Source organism: Paenibacillus sp. BAC0078, assembly GCF_054483875.1.
On record NZ_JBTLRW010000001.1, the window covers coordinates 622,229 to 647,547 of the forward strand.

Genomic DNA, 25,319 nt, shown 5'->3' on the forward strand with positions numbered 1-25,319 from the left:
AGTCCAAGCGTATTTCAACCCGAAACGCGTTCCGTTAAAATGTAAATTCTACTGTTATTTTAGCATACCCCTTCATTAAAATGTAGCCGGGTATCTCCCCTGGACTTTAGTCCAGTACAGCAACCCGTCTGCGGCCTGTTCTTCAATTTTTTCCATAATATATAATATTGCTTATACATAAGCAGGAAGATTACCTTTGGGAGGGTCTGTAAATTGAAAAGAAATCATAATACCGCTATTATCGCGGCGATTGCCGTTGTCTCTATTGCACTCTTGGCTGGCTGCCGGGAACTGCCGGGCAAGGAAGCAGCTGACGCTCAGCTTGAACAGCGCTTGTCCGGAAAAAGCCATGAAGAGATAGTGGAGACAGCGAAGCAGGAGCTTGGCCAGATTACTGCAAATGTAGAGCAGGCCGTTCAAAATACTGCAGTTAAAGTGAGCCAGGAGATAAATTCGAAGAGCATCAGCAAAGAGCTTACAACCTCACTGAAATCCGGATCAGCCTCAGTGCTCAGTCTTGACAACGCAATCGGAGAAGTGCAGGTGACGTCCACTAAGGATGATTCCCTCACTGTAAAAGCAACGGTTGCCACGCATAATGTTTCAAACCATGAGACTAGCCTTAAAATTCTGGATAATGCCGAGGTATCCATCGAAGCCAGCGGTGACAAGCTGATCGTCTCCACACACGCAAAAGATAATCCCCAAAAGGATCTCTGGACTTGGGCACAAAAAAAATTCGGCTCCTCAGACATCAGCATCGACTATGAAATCGGAGTTCCGGCCAATATCACTGAATATCAGATCAACAATAATATTGGAGCGATCGGGCTGCAAGACCTAAAGGGTACCTTTCATATTGTAAGCAATGTCGGATCAATTCATCTGGAGAATGCCCAAGTCAGCGGCAAATCTGCAATAAAGTCCGACACCGGAAGCATCAGAGTTGATATCAATGGAATGGAGCCCGGCAGCAGCCTTAACGTCAAGAGCGAAATAGGTAAAATCACCGCCTCTCTCGCCAGTAATCTGAAATGCACCGTGGAAGCATCAAGCGAGCTTGGACAAATTACAGGCACCTCAAAAGGAAAAAAGGAGTTTAACGGAGGCGGCCCCCTGCTCTCACTCTCTACGCAAATCGGTTCCATTGCCGTACAGAATTAGAATAGGATGCAGCCCCCCAAACTCTACACTATAAAAAATGGGCCACCCCACAAAACTGAGGATGGTCCATTTTCTGTGCCTTTAGCCTCAAATAAGCGCAATTGCCAGCAGGGTGAATAAACTCAGTGTCAAGATTTCACTGCCATAGCCGTAAAACCCGCCATAATAATTGCCATAAGGATTATATCCCGAGGTTGTTACTCTGCCATTGCCCTTCGTTCTCAAATAGACATTGTTTCTGTCCACATCTACAATAACCCCTTCATGACGCTTGCCATCAGTGGTCAGGATGCGCACTCTTTTATTTTTGCATTTCAGACAATTATAATAAGCTTCCACCAGCGAACCCTCCTTATTCGAATTGCTGTATTTTATGCGGAAGGGGATAAGCCGGCAACGGCGAAAGCCACTAAAATAAATAACTATGACAAAAACACCTGTGAAACAAAGAACTTGTGAACATTGTGTATCATTTTTGAAGGAAAGGAGTTATTATTAATATAATAGACACAATTAAAAGCGCTTACGATGTGCTTTGTATTTCAATAATATTTAAGGAGGCAGGAATCATGAGTACAGCAGGCAGAAGATTTATTAATGAAGGGGTGCTGCGCATCGCCTGGTTTATCATTCTCGCCTCGCTCACCTATACGGTGCGCAACTACACATGGGCAGTTGTATTGCTTGCGGTTGTTTCCCTTTACGCGCTTGGTTCAGGAATCGTGATGCTGGTCCGCGACCGCCGGGGCAGAGCCTAGAGCCAGTTAAATGGAATATCCTTCAAAAACACTTCTAGCGGACAGCACCGCTTAGAAGTGTTTTTTTGTGCAACAAAAAAGAACCATTTTCTCCGGGACACTCCCCGGCCGAACGTGGTTCCTTTGTAAAAATGTCCTTCTTAAATCGGAGTAACAGGATTTGAACCTGCGACCTCACCCACCCCAAGGGTGCGCGCTACCAGGCTGCGCTATACCCCGCAATTATGTACAGTAGAAGCCAAGGTGATATTTTACCTACATTTTATATATACCGCAGATTAGTATTAGATTCAAGTAAAAATTGGATAGCAAGAATTATCAAAACTCAATTGCACAGGTGAGGTATGCTAATTTCAGAGCACAGGAGGCTGGATTCTCCAAATTTCATTTTCACCGCATCTTTCAAAAATATGTCGGTAAAAGTGTGGCTGAATTCATCCGCTTGCGCAGGTTAAGCTCATCTGCCCAGCTGCTCCTCTACTCCGACGAACGTATTTTGGATATTGCACTGCATTACGGCTTTGAGAGCCAGGAAGCTTTTACAAGAGCATTAAGGGACTTTATTGATTCAAGAAAGAGAGGAATTTACGAAAAAAGGATGCGGTTTGCCGGCTTTGTCCGAACCGAGGAGGTCAGCGGCTGGTGCGGATTATGGATGCGTATTGATGACAAGCTCCAGAACATGCTGGGCTTTGACAATATGCAGTACAGAAGCATTAAGGGAACGACTGACTGGAATTATTACGCCTGTGTGCTGGATATCCCGGCAGAGGCAAACTGTCTTAACATCGGCATTATTCTCTCAGGAGCCGGAAAGGCTTGGCTGGATGACTGCACCTTTGAAGAAGTAGGAATGGACATTCCGGTCACCGATACCGACCTTCCAATGGAGCGCAGAATCTGAAGTTTGAAGAGTGACACCATTGACCAGGCTCAAAAATTTCCATTTCTTATGCTTTAAAATAGTATGGTTTTTTCGTATAGGCTGTGCTATACTCTTGGCACAAGGAAAGGAGGTGCGTTCACATCAAGCATGACATGTTGAACGTATCCCTTACCCGGACCAACGGCTGAACAACTGGCCTTGGTGGCGCGGGATACGGATCAAAGTTTCAAATTAGCGCCTCGGGTAGAGAGACCGTCTTCGGACGGTCTTTTTTCATGTGCACACTTGGTCATATGATTTCCGGTTCTTATAAAAATCAATAATATCACTTACGGTGCGGAGCGGCTCCGCTTCCTTGTGGACAGTGTCCACGTCTGGCTTGAGTTCTTCGTGCGGCTTCGTAGTCACTAATGTTCATTCCTTTCAATAGTAGAGAAGCTTGCGGCTATTGCTGCAGAATAATTTCCTCTCTCTCTCTATTTACCCTAAATACAGGATGATTACGCACACTTGCTCGTATTTTTTCAGCGCACAGATTTTTCAGTACACAGCAAAAAACGCCTCCTCAACGTAGTATACGTTAAAGAGACGCAATAAATTCCATCTAATGGTAAATTTCCGCGAATTAGCTTTCTTACTTCTCCTGCTTCAGACGTGCAAGTATTGCTTTATCCTTGTCTGACAGATCAGCGGTGTCCAGCAAATCCGGCCGGCGTTCCAAGGTTCGCTGCAGCGCCTGTTCACGCCGCCACACCTCAATATTGGCATGATGGCCGCTTAGCAGAATATCCGGTACCTTCCAGCCGCGGAATTCCGCCGGACGTGTATAGTGGGGATACTCCAGCAGCCCGGTGCTGAACGAATCGGTAACCGCGGAGGTCTCGTTGCCCAGCGCCCCGGGCTGCAGCCGCACCACAGAATCAATGACTGTGAGAGCAGGCAGCTCTCCGCCGGTCAAAACATAATCCCCGACAGACAGCTCATCCGTGACCAAATGCGCTCTGATCCGCTCGTCATAACCTTCATAGTGCCCACAGATAAAAATCAGGTGCTGCTCCTGGGCTAATTCCTCGGCGATACGCTGATTATAAGGCTGCCCCTGCGGACACATCAGAATGATTCGCGGCTTCACCGGCTCCACATTGCCGGATGCGTCAAGCACATGCTCCACTGCGGCAAAAATCGGGTCTGGCTTAAGCACCATCCCTCCGCCTCCACCATAAGGCGTATCATCCACACTGTTATGCTTGTTCCCTGAGAAGTCACGGAAGTTGACCGCGTTCAGATAGACGATCCCTTTTTCACGGGCTTTGCCAAGAATGCTTGTACTGAACACGCCCTCGCACATTTCCGGAAAAAGTGTCAGCACATCAATCCGCATCATGGCAGCAGTCCTTCCATTAGGTGCACTGTGATTTTCTTAGCCTTTATATCCACATTCAGCACTACGTCGTCGATGACCGGGATCAGAATATCTGCTCCTTTGGCGGGCTTCAACACCCAGACATCGTTGGCTCCGGGCTGTAAAATCTCCTTGATCGTGCCGAGCGGCTGGCTGGCATTCTCATCGGTGTACACCTCACAGCCGACGATCTGGTGGAAGTAATATTCATTCTCCGGCAGATCTACCAGATCATCACTTGGAACCTTCAGCATGCTTCCTTTATATTTCTCGATCTGATTAATATTGGTATATCCCTTCAGCTTGACGATATACACTCCCTTATGCTCCCGGGCGGATTCCACTGTAACCTCAAATTTCGGGCTTCCGTCAGCGGGGACCACAAGCAGCTTTTTGCCAGGTGCAAAACGGACCTCTGGAAAATCGGTTGAGGACAATATTTTGATCTCTCCGCGGATTCCGTGTGTATTAATCAGCTTGCCTACGTTCAGCTCTTCCGTCATTTAACCCTCTCCTTTACCTGCCCTGCGCGTAATGAACAACTTCCTTAGCTATATATTTGAACAAAAAGGAGCCGGGATATACTATCCCTAGCCCCTCATTGAACGCATTTTTTAAGATAAAATATCCACGGTAACGCGTTTATCGCTCTTGACTGCTGCAGATGTGACTACGGTTCGAAGCGCTTTGGCGATCCGCCCCTGCTTGCCGATAACCTTGCCGACATCATCTGGATGTACGGAAAGCTCATATACAATCAGGTGATCCTTCTCCACGGTCCGTACGGCCACATCCTCTGGGTGATCCACTAAAGCCTTAGCAATTACTCCAACTAATTCTTCCATAGAGGACCCTCGCAATCAGTCATTATTTCTGTTGCTTCAGCTCATGGAACTTCTTCATCACGCCTGCTTTGGAAAGCAGATTGCGCACGGTGTCAGATGCTTGCGCACCTGTTTGAAGCCATTTAAGAGCTTTTTCCTCATCAATCTTAACCACTGCCGGCACTTCAATCGGATTATAATAACCGATTTCCTCGATAAAACGACCGTCACGAGGGGACCGGGAATCGGAAACCACTACACGATAGAAAGGAGCTTTATGTGCACCCATTCTTTTCAGACGAATACGTACTGCCACGAAATTTCACCTCCTTAAAATAGTTTCGATCCCTCCCAAACCCTCCCTTAGCCAAGGGAGGGCCCCAAGGGCTCTCTGCCCTCTGGACACCCGTCTAAGTGCAATTAGCGTAAGTGTTCAGACTGGCTGGACTTGGGGAGTTAGGAGTAGGAGCGCTTGCCGTCCCTGCGGGACACGCTTAACTGCGGCGTGACCTAGAGACGGGAGAAAGATTAAGGTCAAAAGACTAAGATCAAGACCGATTGATCATCTGATGTTGTACTATGTCTGATCTTTTAATAAATGATGGAGGTCAAAAGATCAGCGGAATGGGAACTTCATTCCTTTGCCGGCAAGGCCTTTAAGCTGCTTCATGGCGTTTTTCTTGCCGCCCTTGCCTCCGCCGCCCATCATGCCGGAGAACTGCTTCATCATCTTGCGCATTTCATCGAACTGCTTGATGAGGCGGTTGACTTCGGCCACGTTGGTTCCGCTGCCGGCGGCAATGCGCTTGCGGCGGTTGTGGTTGATGATCTCGGGCTGGGCCTTCTCTTCCTTGGTCATGGAATGAACAATGGCTTCGACGCGACCCATCTGCTTGTCATCGACCTTGAGGTCCTTCATGCCCTTGGCTTTGTTCATGCCAGGCAGCATGTCGAGGATCTGGTCGATTGGACCAAGCTTCTTCACCTGATCCATCTGCTCCAGGAAATCATCGAACGTAAATTCTGCGTTGCGCATTTTACGTTCCATTTCCTTGGCTTTTTCCGTATCAATGTTGGCCTGGGCCTTCTCGATCAGCGACAGCATGTCGCCCATTCCGAGAATCCGGGAGGCCATACGCTCCGGATGGAAAGGCTCCAGTGCATCAATCTTCTCGCCCAGTGCGGCGAATTTGATGGGGCAGCCGGTTACAGCCTTGACAGACAACGCGGCACCACCGCGAGTGTCGCCATCCAGCTTAGTCAGCACTACGCCGGTAAGCTCAAGCTGCTTATTGAAGCTGTCGGCGACGTTGACGGCATCCTGACCGGTCATCGCATCCACGACAAGCAGCACTTCGTCTGGATTTACAACGGTATGGATCTGCTTCAGCTCTTCCATCAGCTCTTCATCAATATGCAGGCGGCCTGCGGTATCAATAATCACATAATCCAGGCTGTTGTCCTTCGCATGCTGCAGAGCTTGTCTGGCGATTTCCACCGGACTCGTCTGATCACCCAGCGCAAAGACAGGAACCTTGATCTGTTCGCCCAGTATTTGCAGCTGCTTGATCGCAGCCGGACGGTAAATATCGGCCGCTACGAGCAACGGGCGGTGATTTCCTTTTTGCAGCAGCTTCGCAAGCTTCCCTGAAGTGGTCGTCTTACCGGCCCCTTGCAGACCGGCCATCATGATCACAGTCGGCGGCTTGTTCGACTTGGCCAGCTTCGCCTGGCTTCCGCCCATCAGCTCGGTCAGTTCCTTGTTAACGATGTCGATAATTACCATGCCGGGAGTAAAGCTGTCCATTACTTCCTTGCCAATGGATTTCTCCTTCACCTTGGACACGAAGTCCTTGACTACTTTGAAGTTAACATCGGCTTCCAGAAGGGCCAGCCGCACTTCGCGCATGGCTTCATTTACATCATCTTCAGATACTTTCCCTTTGCCACGCAGCTTGCTGAACACATTCTGCAATCTTCCGGTTAAACCTTCAAACGCCATATGCAGCTTCTCCCTTCATGCTACTCTAACCTCTGCAAACGATCCACAATTTCCGTGAAACGCAGTTTATATTGCTCAGGCAGCATCCCAGTCTCCGGCAGTCTGCGCAGTTCATCTAAGTATTTGTTGCGGCTCTCATGCTTCTTAAGCAAGCCTAGCTTCTCTTCGTAATTCTCCAGCACCTGCTCCGCCCGTTTGACATGCTCATACACGGCTTGGCGGCTGATATCAAACTCTGCGGCGATTTCTCCCAGGGAGAAGTCATCGTGAAAATAATATTTAAGGAACGTCTGCTGCTTGTCAGTAAGCAGGCGTTCATAGAAAGCAAATAACAGGTTGATCCGGTTGGTTTTCTCGAGCCTATTCTCCTGACTCATTAAGGGCACTCCCTTCGTCAAGGAAAAACACTTTACAGCTTCACAACGTCCCTTATGATACCTAAAACAAAGAAAGATGTCAAGCTTTTTTGCTTGTCATCTTTTTCTTTGTTCATCAGAGTAAAATTTCCCGGTACAGAGCGCGATTCAGCGTATCGGCAGCACGTACAGCAGCACTGCAAAAAAGTGAACTATACTACCGCCAAGCACGAATAAATGCCAGATCGCGTGATGGTAAGGAAAGCCCCGCCACACATAAAAAACCGTTCCAAGTGTATACAGCAGCCCGCCTGCAAGCAGCAGATTCATGCCCCCATCCGCCATCACCGCCGAGAGCGGATTCCAGGCGATCACAATCAGCCAGCCCATGGCAATATAGAAGATGGTTGACATGAACAGGAATCTTTTGACGAAGAAGGCTTTGAAGAAAACACCAAACACCGCTATCCCCCAAACTACACCGAACAGGGTCCAGCCCAGTGTTCCCCGTATCGCTACCAGCAGAAAAGGAGTATAAGTACCGGCAATGAACAAATAGATGGAGGAATGGTCCATGAATTCAAAAAAGTCCTTGGCCCTTCCATCCCTGAGACTATGCACCAACGTTGAATTAATATACAGCAGCAGCATGGTAGCACCGTAAACGGAGAAGCTGACTACATGCCAGGCAGTGCCGCTCTGAGCGGCGTAGACTACCAGCAGCACAAGTGCAGCTACGCTTAATAATGCTCCAATTCCATGCGTAATTGCATTCGCAACCTCTTCCTTGCGGCTGTATGTGTGTGTGTTTGCCATCCTACGATTCCTTCCATTGTACGCTTTTCTTCTATTATATCCTCTTCAGTGATGTCCTTCCACTTTACAGCAGGCTGCGCGGGCCAATAAATTAGTTACAGCTTGTAGAGCTCCTTATACTTTGCTTCCAGATAATCGGCCAGATAATCGGGGTTCAGCGGCTCGCCAGTCACCTGCTCGATAATCTGTGAAGGCGTAAGACTCTGTCCGTGGCGATAGATTTTGTCTGTGAGCCATTCCTTGATCGGCAGCAGATTCCCGGCGGCAATCAGCTCCTCGAACTCCGGCAGCTCTTTGCGCAGCGTATTCAGAATTTGTGCGGCATACATATTCCCCAGTGAGTAGGAGGCAAAATAACCAAAGTCCCCGCCCGACCAGTGAACATCCTGCAGCACGCCAAGCGCATTGGTCGGAGGTGTGATTCCCAGGTATTCCTGATACTTGGCATTCCAAACCTTAGGCAGATCCTTAACCTCCAGCCCTTCATTAAAGATCAGCTTCTCAATCTCATAACGGACAATAATATGCAGATTGTAGGTCAGCTCATCCGCTTCAATACGAATGAAGGAGTTCTCCACGCTATTGATTGCACGGTAGAAATCCTCGACCTCTACACCGGCAAGCTGCTCAGGAAAATGCTGCTGCAGATCGCCGTAATAACGCTGCCAGAAGGAGCGGCTGCGGCCGATCATATTTTCCCATAATCTGGACTGGGATTCATGTATACCCATGGAAGCGCCTTGAGCAAGCGTTGTGCCAACGAGGTCTTTGCTGATATTTTGCTCATACAGGGCATGTCCGCCTTCGTGAAGCGAGCTGAAAATAGCACTCGGGACGTTGTCCAGCAAGTAGTTCGTCGTGATGCGCACATCCCCCGGATTCAAGCCGGAAGCGAACGGATGCACACTCTCATCCAGACGGCCTGCCTCGAAGTCAAAGCCCATTTGCTCCAGAATGAACAAACTGAACTTCTTCTGCTGCTCCTTGGGGAAAATCTGGTCCAGAAACTTCGTATCCGGCTTGTGGGATGACGCAGAAATGGCTTCCACAAGCGGCACCAGGCGGCTGCGCAGGCGGCCGAAGATTGCATCCAGCTTTTCTACCGTTAAATCAGGCTCGTACATATCCAGAAGCGTATCATAACGTGAGTCTTTAACTCCCCAGTAATTGATGAACTCCTGTTTATACGCAACAATTTTGCTTAGGAAAGGTTCGAAAGAAGCAAAATCATCGGCTTCCTTCGCTTCCTCCCAGATGGTTTGCGCATGGGCGGCGAGGACGGAATATTCCTCGAAGCTTTTGGCGGGGATGCTTTGGCTGCGCTCGTATTCCTTGCGGCGGTCCTTGACGATTTTATTCTGAATCTCGCTCAATTGGCTCTTGATTTCCGGGCGGCTGAAATATTCGGTGAATGCCCCCATTTCCGGTGAAGTCTCCAGTCTGAAGATCTCCCCGCTGATCATCCCGATTGTGTTCGAGCGGATCTCTACACCCTTACGCGGCGCACCAGTACGCAGATCCCAATGAAGAAGCCCCATCGTTTCTATGTACCCGCAAATTTTGGATAATAGCTCTTGAAATTTCTCCCATTCTTCCTTAACTAACTGTTCCATTCTCCAAACACCCGCTTTCTCTGTTTTTACCAGCTCCTCTTGATGATACTTTTTTAAATCCGTATAATCAACTTCAGAGCCTATATCTCTAATTTGAAATACTTTCAGAGCGGCATCAAGCGATATCTAATGTAAAGGAGTGTGAGCAATCCATGAAGATTCAGGTTACATCTGTAGCCGGGAACAAGCTTAGAGCAGGTCTTAACAATAAACCGGGAATGTTCAAGCTCGGGTAACACGTTAAAGCGTAAAATATCTTTTCAAGCGAAACTGTGGCCTAGGGAGTATAATATATAGCAATCTAAGGCGGGCCGTTTGCAAGCTGTATGGAGAATATTCAAGAAATCTAAATACACATTACTTTTTGGGAGGCTGTATGGTCATGAGTCAAATTACTGATATTTTGGAGTTTAATAAGAACTTTGTAGAAAAAAAAGAATACGAAGCCTATCTGACCAGCCGTTTTCCTGACAAAAAAATGCTAATCATCACCTGTATGGATACACGTCTTGTTGAGCTATTGCCTAAGGCTATGAACTTCAAGAACGGCGATGTCAAAATCATTAAAAATGCCGGCGCAGTCATTTCACAGCCCTTCGGCAGCGTTATGCGCAGTGTCATGGTCGCTTTATATGAGCTTGATGCGGACGAGGTCATTGTCGTGGGTCACTACGAATGCGGGATGGCCTCCCTTAACGCGGACAGAATGATCAACTCGATCAAAGAACGCGGTGTTTCCGAAGAAGTGCTGTCCACGCTCGAGAATTCTGGTATCAAACTGACGAAATGGCTGCGCGGGTTCGATAATGTGGAAGAAGGGGTTATTCAGACTGTGGAGCTGATTAAGCGCCATCCTCTGCTCCCTCCAAACATCCCTGTTCACGGCATGATCATTGATCCGGCAACCGGAGCGCTTGAGCTTGTGTCGGACGGGTATGCTGAGAATCAATAATTGTGATATTTAAAAATTGAAACCTCCTTGGATGTGCTGCGTATTACCGTGCAGATACACAAATTCCATGTGAGCACTGCTCACAGAACCTTTAGGAGGGTACTTGTACTCGATGAAACCAATGAAACGCGTAATGATGATTCTCATGGCTTTTACTCTGTTCTTCGCCGTAACCGTTCCTGACTTTGCAGATGCGCGGCGCGGAGGCGGAGGCTTCAAATCCGGAACCCGGGGATTTACCACGACGCCGAAGAAATCAACCACAGATAATGTGAAACAAAGCGATAGCACCAAAGGAACGGCTGCCGGTACAGCAGCCAAGACGAACCGTGGATTTTTCAGCGGCGGCAGCTTAATGAAAGGCCTGATGATCGGCGGAATCGCCGGCCTCCTCTTCGGCGGAATGTTCGCCGGGATGGGTGCCTTCGGGAACATTCTCGGATTCGCCATCAACATGCTCGCCATCTATCTCGTGGTGATGATGATCATGTCCTTCTTCCGCCGCAGACAGCAGCGGCGCAGACTTGAAGAGCGGGATGGACGTTACTAATATGCAGACCACCATTCTAAGCATGGATGAAATTATTAACGCCATCTGCCTGCATATGGCTGAGCGCAAGGCGGTTCGTGTCGAAGAGGTTCAGGTAGAGCTTAGCTGGGAGGAAGACACCGGATATACTGCGGAGGTGTGGGTTCAAGGCCGCAGCCAGTACCTGGTAGAGTCCAATATGATCGAGGCCATCCTCCGCTATATGCTCAGCGAATACGGTATCCGGGCTTACCGGGAGGACGTAAGGCTGGAGCTGGATGAAGAGATCACAGCGGTAGTGAATGTGTAACGCATACGGCATCGCAATCCTCACAAAGAGGCGGTAAAAAAAGGGGTGGCCATTAACTTTGGCTGCCCCTTTTTATTATGTCTGCTACTCGTAGAAATATTGTGTTACGGTCCCTGCTCCATCAGCTACCGTAACCTCAGCGTATGCCCCGTTGATCAGCGTCATTTGCGGTGGAACATGACCGAAATCCAGATCATACACAATAGGCAACCCCAGCTCTTCAGACAGCTCTTGGTATACATCTTCAATCATATAGTTCTCCATAGTAACGTTGGTGCCGCTTCTGCCGAACATGATGCCGGAGCAATTCTCGAACCAGCCGGCCAGCTTCATTTGCACCAAAGACCGGCGCAAATCAGCCGTATCCAGGTTGCAATTTTCCAAATACCATAAGACCGGCTCATTATGAATCTGCTTTTCCCGGAAATGCCGCACATCACCGAATGGTGTGCCTATGATATGTCGTATAATCTCTACACAGCCCCCCAGCAGACGGCCTTTCAGGGTCACATCACCACCGGATACTGTCTTCCAGACAGTCGGAGTATGTAAATGAAACAGTGACGGCGAAGGCTCAGCGCCCTCCACTTCTTTATGATAGTTCTTTGAGGAATGCTGGACGACTGATCCTCCCGCCTCTGTGGACATCACCGTCTGCCACATTGCCGTCGTGTCATCTGTAACTTTTCCCCGCAAATCTCCTAAGCTTGGTCCATGCGCTGTCGCGATCCCCGATCTCAATGTGATTACAAGCAGCAGCAGGCTGATATCCGAAAAGCCCAAAATCCATTTGTCCCTCACCTGCTCAAAATCAATAAATTCCAGCATCTCGATCAGCAGCTCTCCGCCCCAGGGCGGGATGATGAGGTCGATGGCATCGTCACTCATCATCCGGTTAAATTCCAAACCGCGCTCTTGCCCGGAAGATGATTTGGCCTTGTCATGCTTGAACACTGTATCTCCGCAGACTACCTGATATCCTCTCTCCTTCATACGGCTGCAGGCCTCATCGAACCCCTTCAAGGATTGCGGACTTACGCCCGACGAGGAAGCAGTCACACCTATTGTTGCCCCGTTTTTAAGATTTGGGTATGTAATCATCTTGTACCTCCTGAACTTCTGTTAGCGTTATTTGATTATTGTATCACGCTTTCGAATCTTTGGTACCCGTTTGTACAGGATAGCTGTGCATTCATCATTCTTTCAGGAAGAGCTGGTATATTCTCTCAGAGCCTTTGCTCTGCATAATGCGGTGAATGACCACAAAACACGTTAGGAGGTTTAGGGAAAATGTTCAAAGCAAGAAAACGCCTCTTCACAGGCCTGCTTCTGGCCGGGCTGCTGCTGACCTCATGCGGTTCAAAAGCGGACGAAACAACCGTTCCGGTTGCCAGTCCAGATGATGCCGACACCCATTTGTCAGCCCAGAGCTTCACCGGTAAAATCAGCAGCATCAGCGGAAATGAGATCACGCTCTATAAGGCAGGCAGCGGAGTTCAGGAATCCGCAGTTGCCGTGCCGGAGACAAGTGCTGGAAACAATTCGGCTGAAGCGGCTGGATCAGAGGCTGGACAAGATTCTGGAAGTGATACCACCGGAGAACAGAAGCCGGTTGCCAAAGAACCTGGGGGCACGGCGGGGAGTGCACCGGATTCCGCTCTTCAGTTTACCGATGAGACGGTAACGATCACAGTTGATGACAACACGGATTTTGTCCAGTTGGCGGGTGCAAGCAAATCTGCGGACGAAGAAAGTGCAGACGGCATGTATACGCTCGCCGATCTGAAAGCAGGCGATGTGATCAAGGTTACGCTGAAGCCGGATTCACTGACGGCGGCCATTATTGAAGTGCAAGCCGCGTTAGTAACAGGCGGCGGCAATATGGCGGCGGAACCAAGCCCCGGCGCCAGCCCTTCGCCGCAGCCGAGTGCGAGCCCTGGCGGCAAGCCATTGCCGAGCGCAGGCGCGGACAGCCAGCCGCTGCAGAGTGCCGGAGCCGCGCCAAGCGGCAAGGATGGACAAGCGCCGGCAGGCGGCAAGGGCGGCGGCAAAGGCGGAACGCCGCCAAGCGGCGCGCCGGGCGGCAGACCCGGCGCGGGCGGAGCGCCGGGCGGCAGACCCGGCGCGGGCGGAGCGCCGGGCGGCAGACCCGGCGCGGGCGGAGCGCCGGACCCGGCTGGCGCAGCGGCGCGGCCAAGCGGCAGCGCTAGGCCGGCAGCGTCGGCAGGCGACAGCGCCAAGCCAGCCGCTTCGGCGGGCAACAGCGCCAAGCCAGCCGCTTCGGCAGGCGACAGCGCTAAGCCAGCCGCTTCGGCAGGCGACAGCGCTAAGCCAGCCGCTTCGGCAGGCGACAGCGCTAAGCCAGCCGCTTCGGCAGGCGACAGCGCTAAGCCAGCCGCTTCGGCAGGCGACAGTGCTAAGCCAGCCGCTTCGGCAGGCGACAGTGCTAAGCCAGCCGCTTCGGCAGGCGACAGTGCTAAGCCGGCCGCTTCGGCAGGCGACAGCGCTAAGCCAGCCGCTTCGGCAGGCGACAGCGCTAAGCCGGCAGGCGGCAATCCGACGGCTGCGCTGAGCTTCGGCAAAATCAAGAGCATCAGCGGCAGCGCGATTACGATCTATACCGCCGATGCTCCTTCCGCTCCTCCGCAGAACGGAGCGGGACCTGCCGGGGCAGCCGAAGATGCTGCTCCGCCCAGCAAACCTATCGCCTCACCGGGATCTGTCGGCGGAGAGCTGCCGGGGAATATGCCGCAGGGCGGCGGGCAGATGAGCTTCTCGGAGACTACGAAGGTGATCACCGTAACTTCCAGCACGAAGCTGCTGAGCGTCACTTTTGACAATGGTGCACGCAGTGAAGCCCCCCTTGCCCTGTCTGCACTAAAAGCCGGTGACATTATTCAGTACACGCTTAAAGCGGGAACAACCCAGGCGGAGAGTATCACGCTCAGCAGCGGCGGCCCCGGCGGTGGACAATAATACAGGCGGTCTATTGAACAGACACACCTGAATGAACGGCAGGATGCCAACACCAAAAAGACATGACCCGTGGATCGGCAGAGCTGCCGCGAATACGGTTCATGTCTTTTTTTGAAATGAATAATAGTTACGGAAGAGCCAGCTTCTCCACCCGGATGTTTATAACGGTCAATGACAAGCCCAGCATATTCTCAACAGCGCTGCGCACATTGTGCTGCAGGCTGCTGCAGACCTCATGAATCCGGCACCCGTAATTGACAATGATCTGCAGATTAATGGCAACATCAGCCTCCGTAACTTCCACGGACAAGCCTTTTGTGCCGATTTTTGCTCCTAGCCATTTGGCCAGATTCCCGGTAACAGAGCTTCCCGACATCCCGGCGATCCCCGGAGTTTCCCGCACGACATATCCAATGATGGCCGACACCACATGATCTGAAATATGAATAAGCCCTTTTGCCAAATTTGGTTCCATTCTTATTCCTCCTCAACTTTTGGTAAGTCCCGCCAAGTTCATTCAGCATCCGCAGCCAGTTGCGGCTCGTCTTTGTTATGCTGTTGAATAAATAGCTGATGCAGCTTCACAACAATGATCTTAAGAATCATGTAGACCGGAATAATCAGCAGGATGCCAATAATTCCGCCAAAATCACCACCGGCCAGCACCAGAATAATCGTCGTCAGGGGATGGATATCAAGGCTTTTGCCAAAAATGTAGGGTGCCACCAGGTTGTCCTGAATCTGCTGCGCAACAAGAACAACGACAATCGACCAGATCGCCGTCGAAGGCGACTCAATCAGCCCGATAATGAATATAGGTATGGTGGACACGATTGCTCCGATAAAGGGAATGAAGTTCAGCACCACAGCCATCAGTGTCAGCAGAAGCGCATAAGGCAAACCAATCAGCAGAAACCCAATAAACATTAACACGCCCAGCGCCAAATTCACCAGTACTCTGCCAACAATAAAACCGCTTAGCGCACCGTCGATATCATTCATGACCGCCGTGCCTTCCTGGTGATACCGCCTCGGAAAAAAGCTCACAATCCTCGCTCCGAACTTCCCGCCTTCTTTAAGCATGTAGAACAGCAGAATTGGAAAGGTGAACAGCACAACGGCGAAATTGGATACAAAGGAGAACAGCTCTGACACATAATTTGACATCAGCGAGAAGCCTTTGTTCAAATATCCCATCAATTGGCTGGCAGGATTCATATCGGCCGGAATCAGGGAGGACAGCAGCTCGCTGTTCTCCAGCTTGGTTAGCTGTTCACCCACCGCGTTGAACAGATTTGGCATATTGTTGATCAAATTCACCAGTTGACTCTGCAGCGAAGGCCATACGCCAATGCTGAACGCCAGCAGCAGAATCGCAATTGCCAAATACACAAGCAGAATGGCTGCCGTACGGTTCAGCTTGCGTTTTTCCAGAAGGTCAATCAGCGGACGCAGCAGGTAATAGAAGAACACAGCCAGCATTAACGGCACAATCACCACGCTGAACAAGGATAGAATGGGCCTAAAAATAAAATCCACTCGCGAGCCAACATAGACAATCGCCAGCACTAGCAGCACAGCGATACAAATACGGATAAACACATTTAACTTAGCCATAGCTCTCCCCCCCCCGTTTCTGACTTCATCCGCAGCTCCCTTTCTATTTCGGAACCCGGATCGTGAACACCGTCGGCTCATTATCTCTGCTCTCAAGCACCAGGGAGCCGCCCATTTTTTCGGCGTTTTTCCTCGCAATGGATAAACCAAGACCCGTGCCGCCGCTTGCTGTCCGGGCTTCATCACCGCGTACAAAAGGATCAAATATCGTGGACCAGAGTTCTTTGGGAATCCCCACCCCATTGTCAGCAATCTCTACCGCAACCTCAGTGTCCTCGGGAATCACCTGTACCCTTAAGACTGTACCAGGCGGATTATAGGCAAGGGCGTTTGCGATCAGATTATTGACCACGCTGGCGAACAATTCCGGGTCAAATCTGGCGTACACCTCCTGTTCGGGAACCTGGAGCTGCAGCAGGAACGCTTTTTGCTCAATCTCCCCATAAGTATCGGCAATAATCTCCCGGAGGCAATCCCCCAGCTCCAGCCGCTGCTCATGAAGAATAAAATCCGGTGAATCCAGCTTCAGCAGCTCAAGCATATTCTGGATCAGCTTCGTGACCTGCACCGATTTGTTATAGATATAATTCAAGTACTTCGTCTGCCGTTCAGCATCTGTCCCCCGGCCTTCCACAAGTGCCTGCGCATAACCCTGAATACTCGTAATCGGCGTCTTCAAATCATGGGACAGATCAACCATCAGGCGCTGCTTGCTTTTCTCGGCCCGGCGCTTCTCTTCTGTAGTTCTCTCGATCACATCCGCCATAAAATTGAAGGTCTCGCCGATTCGCATAAATTCCTTTTCCGCATACAGCTCAATCCGCGTGCTATAATTCCCGCCAATCATCTGCTTCAGACCAAGGTTCAGAATGCGCAGCGGCTTCTTGATCCGTCTGGTGACCCAAGAGCTGTATACAAAGATCAAGATGAGGATTAACCCGCTGAACACAATGACATAGAAAAACACCGAATGGTTCAAATAGGAAACAAGCACTCCGTTATTAATGGAGACTTTAACCACATCACGGGGGACTTTGAGCAGCAGCCAGCCGCTCTGACTGTCCTCATTCAATCGGGTAAGCGAGTAGTAATACGGCTGATCCGCACGGTTCTCCAGTCCCAGATACAGACTCTCTTCATCGTACGAATTGGCCTTATCCAGCTTGTTTCCAACGACTTGGACGACATTCTTGTCGTTATCCAGGATCTCCAGCCAACCCCCGCTCTTCAGCAGCCGGCGGCTCTCCTGCCCCTTCCCCAGTTCTTCACGGTAATCTCCGGCTTCCACCGACAGATCCGGATCGGCAACCTGTTTGTTAAGAATCATATGGGTTACATCCATGCGGATGAACAGGTACACCCCTAGCACCAGCAGGAGCAGCATGCAGTTAAACAACAGAAAATCCATTGTGAGCGACGTCTGCAGCGGCCGGTTGTCTCTATTCTCCCACGGGTGCTTCAATTTTGTACCCCAATCCCCTGATTGTTTTCAGGTATTCCGGTTTCTTCGAATCACGTTCGATCTTGTCGCGGATATTGCTGATATGCACCATAATGCTGTTGTCCTCGTAGACGTAAAAATCCTCCCAGACCGCTTCATAGATCTTTTTGCGGGTAAACACCCGTCCCGGCTGCTCCATGAGCAGCTCCAGAATTTTATATTCGGTTGAGGTCAGCGCGACAGGCTGCCCGGACAAATAGACCAGACAACCGCTGCGGTCCAGGGTTAAGCGCCCGAGGACGATCTGATCCGCTTTCTTCTCTGGTACGACCTGAGCGTCAAAATGATGTACCCTCCGCAGCATCGCTCCGACACGGGCGACAATCTCCAGCGGATTGAACGGCTTGGAAATATAATCGTCCGCTCCAAGCTCAAGTCCCAGGATTTTATCGTGATATTGGCTTTTGGCTGACAGGAACAGCACGGGAAAATGCTGGGTTTCGCGAATTTTTTTCAAAAGCTGCAGTCCATCCATCCCCGGCATCATAATATCGAGAATAGCCAGGTCAACTTCATGGCTCTGCATCAGCTTCAAGGCTTCGGTCCCGTTGTGCGCCTGCAGAATGTTGTATTCCTTCTCCAGATAGAGCTGCAGCAGCTCAACGATTTCCGATTCATCATCGGCGATCAGAATAGTGTACATCGTGAATCCCCCTCTAGTTCACTTCCGCAAGGAGCGTTAATTCTAACTATAGCCTGCCATTCTTAATCCAGTCTAAACCAAATCTTAAGAAAAGCTAAATTTCATCTCACCGCCAGGCTAAGTTACAGCTCCTTGATCGAAAAAAGCCGCACTGTGGGCAACTCCCCATGCACGGCTTGGCTATCCATTATTGTAGCTCCAGCTCAAAAAGCCACGCCGATTCCGCCTTCACCGGCATAAGTGCCCATCACAGGGCCCATGCTGGAGAACAGCACCTCCTTGAAGGGATGCTTCTGCAGAATACGCTCCTTGATTTCCAGCGCCAGCTTCTCACAATTGCTGTGCACAATGGCAATCACGGCCTTCTCGTAATCATGCTGCTTGGCATCGAGCTTTGCCAGCAGATGGGTGAGGGCCTTAGGCAGACCCCGTGTCTTCTCTACCACCTCAACAATGCCTTCGTCGCTGATCTTAAGCAGCAGCTTGATGTTAAGCACGGACGCCACAGCCCCCGACAACCGGCTTAGCCGTCCGCCCTTAATCACATTCTCCAGTGTATCGAGCGTAAAGTATGCGTTCACATCTTGAATTTTATCCAGGACCATTTGTTTGAGTTCACTCAGGCTTGAACAGGTAAGCGACCACTTCGCCGTCAAGGCGACAATGAGGGACAGCCCGCCGGAGAAGTTTTTGGAATCTATAATTTCAATCGCATTCGGATGGCCTTCTTCTTCATACATTTCCTTAGCGATCATCGCCGTCTGATAAGTGCTGCTGATATTGGAGGACATGCAGACAACCATAATATCTGTACCTGCTTCCACTTCCCTGAACTTATCCAGAAACACCTGCGGACTGGGACTTGCTGTCGTTGGCAGCTCCTTGGATTCGCGCATTCTGGCATAAAAAGCCTTCGTCTCCGTATCCTCCGGCATCAGTTCATGCTGGAAATGAACAGGCAAATGAACGATAGTAACGTTATACTTCTCAATGTACTCAAGGGGTAAATCGGAACCGCTATCCGTAATAATCTTGATGGGCATAGGGTGCTCTCCTTTCAATTCTATCTCATTATAGCCACCCTGATAGGCTATCAATAGTATATTTTATAACTTGTCAAAAGGAGTGTTTTATGCTACAGGTTCTTTCTTAACCTTGTATGATGTGATATGGTTGAGGCATTAGCCTACAGAAATGAAGTGTAAAGATGAGCAAGAACACCGTGTGGAACAGAGGCAAGCATAATGGGCGCGGACTTACGAAGAAACCGGCGGCAGAGGAACTTCCCAATCCCCGGATTGATACGGTCAAGCCCATGAACCGCAGTAATTGGGTAACGCGTCCGGCGCGGGTAAAGCCTGAGAATAAATAACCAGTCACAGTTAAAAGGGATGTCCTGTTGTTACCAGGCACATCCCTTTTAACTGTGTGTAATTCAATTGCTTATCACCCTACAGCTCAAGCGACTCCCCGTAGGCAAGCAGTGTTCCAGCAATTCCGGCCTCGCCAAGAGCCTGAACAAAGGCTCCAGCATCCTGCTGAATCGGCGGGAAAGTGTTGTAATGGATGGGGAGCACCTGCTTAGCGCCCAGCCATTTGGCAGCGATTAGCGCATGCTCCGGCCCCATCGTGTAGTGCCCGCCTATCGGCAGAATTGCCAGATCAATGTCATACAGCTCGCCGAACATTTTCATATCCCCGAACAGTCCGGTATCTCCTGCATGCAGAATCGTGCGTCCCTCCGCCTGAATGATGAAGCCCGCAGGCATACCACCATAGACCACTTTACCATCTTCCAATGTAATGCCCGAACTGTGAAAAGCATGAATCATCGTTGCTTTGGCAAACCCAAAATCAACCGTTCCCCCAATGTTCATCCCGATGGTCTGGACGCCTTTCCCTTCCATATAAGTTGCCAACTCCACATTTGACACAACCGGCACGTTATTCTGCAGGGCTATCGGTGCGGCATCGAGAATATGGTCCATGTGGGCATGAGTCAGCAGCACCATATCCGTCTGAATATCCTCAGGTTTGGTGACCGCAGCGGGATTGCCTCTAAGAAACGGATCAATAATCAGCGACTTGCCGTTCGTCTCCATCTGTATGCAGGAATGGCCGTGATAAATGATTTTCAAGCTTGATCTCTCCTCTTCTTCTATTGGACTTGGGCCGTGCAAAAACATAAAGTTTACGTTACAATGACACCAAAGTGACAAAAGGTCCGGTTCGGTACCGGAAATCAAATATACCTAAATAAATAACGTTCGTGTATATTTATAATATATTCTACCTTCATCATCTGTCAAGAGAGGCGTGAGACGAGTTGCTGTCCGTTGAAAAAACAATGCTATTCCTGTTATCCAGAGTCGATCAGATGGGCGCCCAGCAGTTTGTTGAAATCTACGAGCTGAGGGGCTATACCTCCACCTATATCCGCAATGCCTTATCCCGTCTGAAAAAGGAAGGCTATATCTCATCTCCATCCCGTTCGCAGTATCAGATTACAGCAGCCGGACGTTCATACATTCATTCCATTAACAGCAAGCCGGCCCGCTCTCTCGAGCCATGGGACCAGTCCTGGGACGTAGTCATGCTTGAGGTTCCTGAACAGGAACGCAAGAAACGCGATCAGTTTCGCACCGCAATTTTGCAGCTTGGCTTCGGGCTTCTGTATAACAGTGTATACATCTCGCCCTGGAATTATCGGAAGGAAGTAGCTGAACAGATTCAGCAGCTCCAGCTTGAGGGCAAAGTCTCGGTTCTGCACGGGCAATTTGAGACAGGCTCTATCACCCCCGACAAAGCCTATGCTATTTGGCAGCTCGACAAGATTGAGGCCATGTACCGGGAAAAACAAAGCTGGCTCCAGCAGGAGTTCACTCCATTAATGAACGAGGCGCTCCGGGAAGGACAAGCGCTGCACCTATTCTTGCGCTATTTGCAGATTGGAGAAGTGTTCAGCGGCCTGCTTATGGCAGATCCTTCACTGCCGGATGAGCTGCTCCCCGCCAACTGGCCGGGCAAACGTGTAATCGCAGAGCTTACCGGGCACTGGCAGCTACTAGCTGCGGCCATCCCCCGTGATTCGTTTTATGCGAAATTTAGTTAGTTTGTAGAAGTGAAAGAGCAGCCTTTCTCTCAGGCTGCTCTTGGATTACTGGTTTATAACGAATACGCCAACTTGCTCTCCAAACTGTCCAATCCACAGCTCTCCGTTTCCAATCATAACACCTTTCGAATTGACAAATACTTTATCGACTTTTTGCGCTAATAAAGCCTTCTTAATTTTAGCAGTCATGATTTTGTCGTATTTTGCAATAAAATCCTTCTTGGTTTTGATTTCTATGGTTTTTCCCTTATTATTCACTTTCAATGGGTACACCATCAAATTGGCCACTTCGGATTTTTTTCCTTCTTTGACGACTTTCTGGAGCAAACTGAAGTTATGCTCAAATACGATTGGATTTTTGATGCCTGCGACTTCATATGGATTGTTAATAACATTAACCGTAATAACTCCAAGTTTATTGTTTCGTTCACCTATCCACAAATCTCCATCTCCAACCATAATGCCTTGATAGTTCACAAACAGCTTATCGACTTTTTGAGCTAGTAGTTTTTCACGTACAAGATTAGTGAAGATGCGATCGTATTTCTTAATAAATTCATCCTTGTTATAAATAACATACTTTTTGTTGTCTTTGATCAAATTCATTGGATACGCGATCAGATCCGCCACTTCTGCGGGTTTGTTATCCTTAACAGCTTTCTGTAACTTGGCAAAATAAACCGTAAATTCTGCTGGATCGTTTATGCCAGCAACCTCATAAGGATTTTTGCTATCTGAACTCGTTACGGAAGCAGGTGTTGAAGTATTGGTACCTTGCTCAGCCCAAGCCTGACCGGAAAATGCAGTTATAACAATTGAGAAACTCAAAATAATTGCGGCTTTTTTCATGCTAGTGTTCGTCATCATTGCTTCCTCCAAATTAAATTTATACTTCGAGTATATAACTAAGATGTGTACAACAAGTTACACCGCTTTTAATTATTTATTCGTGGACTTTTCGGAACCTGCTTCGTTCGACACCTACTTCATTCGAATATCCCGAAAAACTATAGGCGTATCATACTATGAAATGGGATAATATGATAATTACTAATCCTATACTTTCAATCAAAAAAACTCCCGCTAATTCCAACAGCAGGAGCTTCAAATAAATTGATTTACACGAACATCCCATCAATAATAGGTACGCGTGGGTCCAACAATTCTTGGCTATACCCAAATTTATAGTGAACTAACTTATGTAGATTTACAAATAGCCACGAAAGCTTTTTTTATTTTTGACCATGCGCCCCCCCCCCCCACCAATAGCAACAGATTGACATACGAATACGCCCCTCGCTTACCCATATTGATGAAGGATGGATCATTTCTATTCGGTTTGCAGGTTTGCAGCATTCATTCCAAATGGCTCGGCTTCGGCAGACACAGGCGGAACACGCTTCCCTGTTCTGGTACAGAGGTTACCGAAAGGCTGCCTTCGTGGTCTTCTACTATTTTTTTACTGATATATAAGCCCAATCCTCTGCCTTGAATTTGCCCGGCTTGCTCCACCCTGTAATATTTAGTAAACAACCGCTCATGCAATTCTTCGGGTATTCCCATGCCATAATCCTTTACCTCCGCGAAAAAAAATGGCCCGTCTTCTCCTATGTGGATATCTACACGGTTGTGTCCGGGAGAGTATTTCTTAGCATTGCTGAACAGATTGTACAGTACCTGGATTAATCTGCTCTGATCGGCGTAGACAAAAGCGTCTTCAATCTCGGAATGCACATAAACATAATGGGAGGATTTCAAATTCCACTGTTCGGCCATCTTATGGACCAGTTCAACCAGCGATACATATGTTTTGTGATAGGTAAGCTGGAAGGACTCCATCTGCTCAATGTCCAGCAAATCGTCAAGCAGATTAGACAGCCGGTTGCCTTCGGCACTAATAATCTCCAAAAAGCGCATTCTATTCTTTTCAGAGAGATCGTGTTCCATCAGCATTTCCACATATCCCATCATCGTCATCAGAGGAGCCCTTATTTCGTGGGTGACAATACCCAGCCGTTCAATCCTCATTCTGTTCACCTGTTCCTCAGCACTGCAAGCCCTAAATTCCAGTAATATGCCATGATTCTTCATCTTGCGGGAATCCATTACCGGATTGAGATACAGCGAGAACAGCCGCTCCTCTTTGCGGGCATACACAAACTCAATCCGCTTAAAGGACATTTCCCCTCTTAAAAAATCTTGTATACTCTCCGTTAGCGTATAAGCCGCCGGTTGAATATATCGTTCCAGCGCTTGGGTTACATCCGTAAGATTTCTCCCCGTCATCTCCCCCAGAGCGAACCATTCCTCCGCCTTGTTGCCTATGTAAACAATTTTTCCCCCGAGGTCGCATAGAATGATGCCTACCTCCGAGGACTCCATATCCCGCGCGTTGCTCCGCTCTCTCTCCAGCACAATTTTCACCATCACAACTCCCTGTTTCACTATATCTTCTCATCGCATATATTCTTTGGTTTCCATGTCCTCTCGTCCCCAAGGATTGTCATAATGGACAATGTCATGGTCTGAAATTTCCTTGCCGATTCGGGACTCGATCATTTCCAGTTCACTGTAGGCCAGAATGGAGTGCTTCATGCCCAACTCTACAATAATGACAGAGCCCGCTTCAACCGAGAACTTAACACCATTTAGGCATGCCTCGCCCGCACCGTCAATAACGGTCCACACCTCTTTGCGCAGGGTATGCTCATGATAGCTGAGAAAACAGCCCGCAGAAATAACAATCCGGTTTGTGACCGCGCCGCCTGCATTGGCTTGCTTGCGTGACAGCACCGTTTCCCTTCCCCACCATCTTTCTTCAAACCGGGAGGCGATTTCGACTTTCGCGACCATCTCTTTAATGTCCGTTGACGCTTCCCGGTCCGTAACCAGAATGCCGCCAGGACCGGCTGCCACGACAATGTCAGGCACATTCCATATGCTTACAGGGATATCCAGCTCATTGATGATGTGAGAATCGACGGACAACGGACTCACATATCCGTTCCCGCTCACCTGGTTCTCCATCACTTCCGAGAGCGAGTTCCAAGTCCCTATATCCTTCCATTCCCCCTGAAAAGGAACCGCTACGATCTGCTCTGCCCGCTCCACGATCTCTATATCGAAGCTGATGCGCGGGAGCCGGCTGTACATGGCCCGCAGCTGTTCATAGTTCACAGGCAGCTTCCGCCTCCGCAGCTCAGAGAGTATATATTTCAGCCGGAACACGAAAACCCCGCAATTCCATAGAGCACCCTCATCAATCAGCTTCTGTGCCTTAGCCGCCGCAGGCTTCTCCACAAAGGAATGAACAAAGTAGGCGCCGGTTCTTTCGTAGGCTTGCTGCAGAACGATGTAACCAAACTTGGAGGAAGGTGTACCGGGAGCGACTCCCATCAGCACCATATCCGCGCTCAAGCTCTCCAGTACACCGGGGAGTTCACTTAAGGTCTGAAAAAAAGAATCGTCGGTATAACCATCCACCGGCATAACCCCGACAATCTCCTCCGGATCACAGCCAGCCTCGCTGTATAAATACGCCGCCGCCAAAGCAATTGCCGGAAAGGTATCTCTGCGCTCCGGTTCCTCTACAATCGGAGCGTCCTTGCCAATCTGTCCATGAATTAGCTCACGCTGCCCGCTGCTGGCCGAGAACAGCGACACCTCTGCCAGCCCCGCGTCTGAAATTTGCCGCCATACCCGCTGCAGCATACTCTCCTGCCTTCCCTCATGCTGCAAAACCGGTAAAAACTGCTTCGGACGATGGGTACTCGATAAAGGCCATAAGCGTTTGCCCGCTCCGCCTGACAATAATATTAGCCGCATACTCCCACTCCTTAATGACAATGACAAATTATT

Annotated in this window: 28 protein-coding genes and 1 tRNA gene; 9 read left to right on the forward strand and 20 right to left on the reverse strand. The window is 49.5% G+C overall.

The window, feature by feature from the left end:
• The first annotated feature begins 213 nt into the window (after window positions 1-213).
• Window positions 214-1,164, forward strand: coding sequence for a hypothetical protein (locus tag ACX1DY_RS02840; RefSeq protein ID WP_458962664.1), 951 nt, complete (start codon window positions 214-216; stop codon window positions 1,162-1,164).
• Between the two features lie 87 nt (window positions 1,165-1,251).
• Here ACX1DY_RS02840 and ACX1DY_RS02845 read toward each other — a convergent pair whose 3' ends face one another.
• Window positions 1,252-1,503: a hypothetical protein gene (locus tag ACX1DY_RS02845; protein WP_458962665.1), complete on the reverse strand. Its 252-nt coding sequence runs from the start codon at window positions 1,501-1,503 to the stop codon at window positions 1,252-1,254.
• Between the two features lie 230 nt (window positions 1,504-1,733).
• Here ACX1DY_RS02845 and ACX1DY_RS02850 point away from each other — a divergent pair, with 230 nt between their 5' ends.
• Window positions 1,734-1,922, forward strand: a complete 189-nt coding sequence (locus ACX1DY_RS02850) for a hypothetical protein (RefSeq protein ID WP_458962666.1) — start codon at window positions 1,734-1,736, stop codon at window positions 1,920-1,922.
• Between the two features lie 145 nt (window positions 1,923-2,067).
• Here ACX1DY_RS02850 and ACX1DY_RS02855 read toward each other — a convergent pair.
• Window positions 2,068-2,141 (reverse strand) — tRNA-Pro (locus ACX1DY_RS02855).
• Window positions 2,142-2,259: 118 nt separating this feature from the next.
• Here ACX1DY_RS02855 and ACX1DY_RS02860 point away from each other — a divergent pair.
• The gene (locus ACX1DY_RS02860; protein WP_458962825.1) at window positions 2,260-2,826 is read left to right on the forward strand and encodes a helix-turn-helix transcriptional regulator; all 567 of its coding nucleotides are present in this window, start codon (window positions 2,260-2,262) and stop codon (window positions 2,824-2,826) included.
• A gap of 616 nt (window positions 2,827-3,442) precedes the next feature.
• Here ACX1DY_RS02860 and trmD read toward each other — a convergent pair.
• The 8 genes from trmD to ACX1DY_RS02900 form a co-directional block, all read right to left on the reverse strand.
• Window positions 3,443-4,189, reverse strand: coding sequence for a tRNA (guanosine(37)-N1)-methyltransferase TrmD (gene trmD / locus ACX1DY_RS02865; RefSeq protein ID WP_458962826.1), 747 nt, complete (start codon window positions 4,187-4,189; stop codon window positions 3,443-3,445).
• On the reverse strand, window positions 4,189-4,713 hold the full coding sequence (gene rimM / locus ACX1DY_RS02870; RefSeq protein WP_458962667.1) for a ribosome maturation factor RimM: 525 nt from the start codon (window positions 4,711-4,713) through the stop codon (window positions 4,189-4,191). Before rimM ends, trmD begins: the two co-directional genes overlap by 1 nt.
• 111 nt (window positions 4,714-4,824) lie before the next feature.
• Complete coding sequence (locus tag ACX1DY_RS02875; protein ID WP_020432321.1) at window positions 4,825-5,055, reverse strand: KH domain-containing protein; 231 nt, start codon at window positions 5,053-5,055, stop codon at window positions 4,825-4,827.
• Window positions 5,056-5,077: 22 nt separating this feature from the next.
• A complete protein-coding gene (gene rpsP / locus ACX1DY_RS02880; protein ID WP_019910363.1) occupies window positions 5,078-5,350 on the reverse strand; it encodes a 30S ribosomal protein S16 in 273 nt (90 codons plus the stop codon).
• Window positions 5,351-5,650: 300 nt separating this feature from the next.
• On the reverse strand, window positions 5,651-7,036 hold the full coding sequence (gene ffh, locus ACX1DY_RS02885) for a signal recognition particle protein (RefSeq protein ID WP_458962668.1): 1,386 nt from the start codon (window positions 7,034-7,036) through the stop codon (window positions 5,651-5,653).
• 20 nt (window positions 7,037-7,056) lie between these two features.
• A complete protein-coding gene (gene ylxM, locus ACX1DY_RS02890) occupies window positions 7,057-7,413 on the reverse strand; it encodes a YlxM family DNA-binding protein (RefSeq protein ID WP_458962669.1) in 357 nt (118 codons plus the stop codon).
• Window positions 7,414-7,560: 147 nt separating this feature from the next.
• Window positions 7,561-8,208: a PAQR family membrane homeostasis protein TrhA gene (gene trhA / locus ACX1DY_RS02895; RefSeq protein ID WP_458962670.1), complete on the reverse strand. Its 648-nt coding sequence runs from the start codon at window positions 8,206-8,208 to the stop codon at window positions 7,561-7,563.
• A 95-nt stretch (window positions 8,209-8,303) separates the two neighbouring features.
• Window positions 8,304-9,821 carry a carboxypeptidase M32 gene (locus ACX1DY_RS02900; protein ID WP_458962671.1) on the reverse strand — a complete coding sequence of 506 codons (1,518 nt, stop codon included), beginning with the start codon at window positions 9,819-9,821 and terminating at the stop codon, window positions 8,304-8,306.
• A gap of 382 nt (window positions 9,822-10,203) precedes the next feature.
• Between ACX1DY_RS02900 and ACX1DY_RS02905 the strand changes: the two genes are divergently transcribed.
• From ACX1DY_RS02905 to ACX1DY_RS02915, 3 genes are all read left to right on the forward strand, one after another.
• Complete coding sequence (locus ACX1DY_RS02905) at window positions 10,204-10,773, forward strand: beta-class carbonic anhydrase (protein WP_458962672.1); 570 nt, start codon at window positions 10,204-10,206, stop codon at window positions 10,771-10,773.
• A gap of 121 nt (window positions 10,774-10,894) precedes the next feature.
• Complete coding sequence (locus ACX1DY_RS02910; protein ID WP_458962827.1) at window positions 10,895-11,323, forward strand: hypothetical protein; 429 nt, start codon at window positions 10,895-10,897, stop codon at window positions 11,321-11,323.
• Window positions 11,310-11,612 carry a YxcD family protein gene (locus tag ACX1DY_RS02915; protein WP_458962673.1) on the forward strand — a complete coding sequence of 101 codons (303 nt, stop codon included), beginning with the start codon at window positions 11,310-11,312 and terminating at the stop codon, window positions 11,610-11,612. The genes ACX1DY_RS02910 and ACX1DY_RS02915 overlap by 14 nt, the downstream gene beginning before the upstream one ends.
• Window positions 11,613-11,696: 84 nt before the next feature.
• Here the strand turns inward: ACX1DY_RS02915 and ACX1DY_RS02920 are convergent, their stop codons facing one another.
• Entirely contained in the window at window positions 11,697-12,713 is a 1,017-nt protein-coding gene (locus ACX1DY_RS02920; RefSeq protein ID WP_458962674.1) for a S66 family peptidase, read from the reverse strand.
• Window positions 12,714-12,902: 189 nt separating this feature from the next.
• On the opposite strand from ACX1DY_RS02920, the gene ACX1DY_RS02925 reads away from it, so the two are divergent.
• The gene (locus ACX1DY_RS02925) at window positions 12,903-14,588 is read left to right on the forward strand and encodes a hypothetical protein (RefSeq protein ID WP_458962675.1); all 1,686 of its coding nucleotides are present in this window, start codon (window positions 12,903-12,905) and stop codon (window positions 14,586-14,588) included.
• Window positions 14,589-14,715: 127 nt separating this feature from the next.
• Here the strand turns inward: ACX1DY_RS02925 and ACX1DY_RS02930 are convergent, their stop codons facing one another.
• From ACX1DY_RS02930 to ACX1DY_RS02950, 5 genes are all read right to left on the reverse strand, one after another.
• Window positions 14,716-15,063, reverse strand: a complete 348-nt coding sequence (locus ACX1DY_RS02930) for an Asp23/Gls24 family envelope stress response protein (RefSeq protein WP_458962676.1) — start codon at window positions 15,061-15,063, stop codon at window positions 14,716-14,718.
• Between the two features lie 38 nt (window positions 15,064-15,101).
• The gene (locus ACX1DY_RS02935; protein ID WP_458962677.1) at window positions 15,102-16,205 is read right to left on the reverse strand and encodes an AI-2E family transporter; all 1,104 of its coding nucleotides are present in this window, start codon (window positions 16,203-16,205) and stop codon (window positions 15,102-15,104) included.
• Between the two features lie 43 nt (window positions 16,206-16,248).
• Window positions 16,249-17,667 (reverse strand): sensor histidine kinase, encoded by a 1,419-nt coding sequence (locus tag ACX1DY_RS02940; protein WP_458962678.1) that lies wholly within the window; start codon window positions 17,665-17,667, stop codon window positions 16,249-16,251.
• Entirely contained in the window at window positions 17,645-18,349 is a 705-nt protein-coding gene (locus ACX1DY_RS02945; protein ID WP_458962679.1) for a response regulator transcription factor, read from the reverse strand. Before ACX1DY_RS02945 ends, ACX1DY_RS02940 begins: the two co-directional genes overlap by 23 nt.
• 203 nt (window positions 18,350-18,552) lie before the next feature.
• The gene (locus ACX1DY_RS02950; RefSeq protein ID WP_458962680.1) at window positions 18,553-19,392 is read right to left on the reverse strand and encodes a DegV family protein; all 840 of its coding nucleotides are present in this window, start codon (window positions 19,390-19,392) and stop codon (window positions 18,553-18,555) included.
• 164 nt (window positions 19,393-19,556) lie between these two features.
• Between ACX1DY_RS02950 and ACX1DY_RS02955 the strand changes: the two genes are divergently transcribed.
• Entirely contained in the window at window positions 19,557-19,721 is a 165-nt protein-coding gene (locus ACX1DY_RS02955; RefSeq protein ID WP_458962681.1) for a hypothetical protein, read from the forward strand.
• A gap of 79 nt (window positions 19,722-19,800) precedes the next feature.
• Here ACX1DY_RS02955 and ACX1DY_RS02960 read toward each other — a convergent pair whose 3' ends face one another.
• A complete protein-coding gene (locus ACX1DY_RS02960) occupies window positions 19,801-20,487 on the reverse strand; it encodes a metal-dependent hydrolase (protein WP_458962682.1) in 687 nt (228 codons plus the stop codon).
• Between the two features lie 188 nt (window positions 20,488-20,675).
• Here ACX1DY_RS02960 and ACX1DY_RS02965 point away from each other — a divergent pair, with 188 nt between their 5' ends.
• Window positions 20,676-21,461, forward strand: a complete 786-nt coding sequence (locus ACX1DY_RS02965) for a PaaX family transcriptional regulator C-terminal domain-containing protein (protein WP_458962683.1) — start codon at window positions 20,676-20,678, stop codon at window positions 21,459-21,461.
• A 45-nt stretch (window positions 21,462-21,506) separates the two neighbouring features.
• Here the strand turns inward: ACX1DY_RS02965 and ACX1DY_RS02970 are convergent, their stop codons facing one another.
• The 3 genes from ACX1DY_RS02970 to ACX1DY_RS02980 form a co-directional block, all read right to left on the reverse strand.
• Complete coding sequence (locus tag ACX1DY_RS02970) at window positions 21,507-22,328, reverse strand: hypothetical protein (protein ID WP_458962684.1); 822 nt, start codon at window positions 22,326-22,328, stop codon at window positions 21,507-21,509.
• A gap of 489 nt (window positions 22,329-22,817) precedes the next feature.
• The gene (locus ACX1DY_RS02975) at window positions 22,818-23,906 is read right to left on the reverse strand and encodes a PAS domain-containing sensor histidine kinase (RefSeq protein WP_458962685.1); all 1,089 of its coding nucleotides are present in this window, start codon (window positions 23,904-23,906) and stop codon (window positions 22,818-22,820) included.
• Window positions 23,907-23,915: 9 nt separating this feature from the next.
• Window positions 23,916-25,286 (reverse strand): sugar phosphate nucleotidyltransferase, encoded by a 1,371-nt coding sequence (locus tag ACX1DY_RS02980; RefSeq protein WP_458962686.1) that lies wholly within the window; start codon window positions 25,284-25,286, stop codon window positions 23,916-23,918.
• Between the last annotated feature and the right edge of the window lie 33 nt (window positions 25,287-25,319).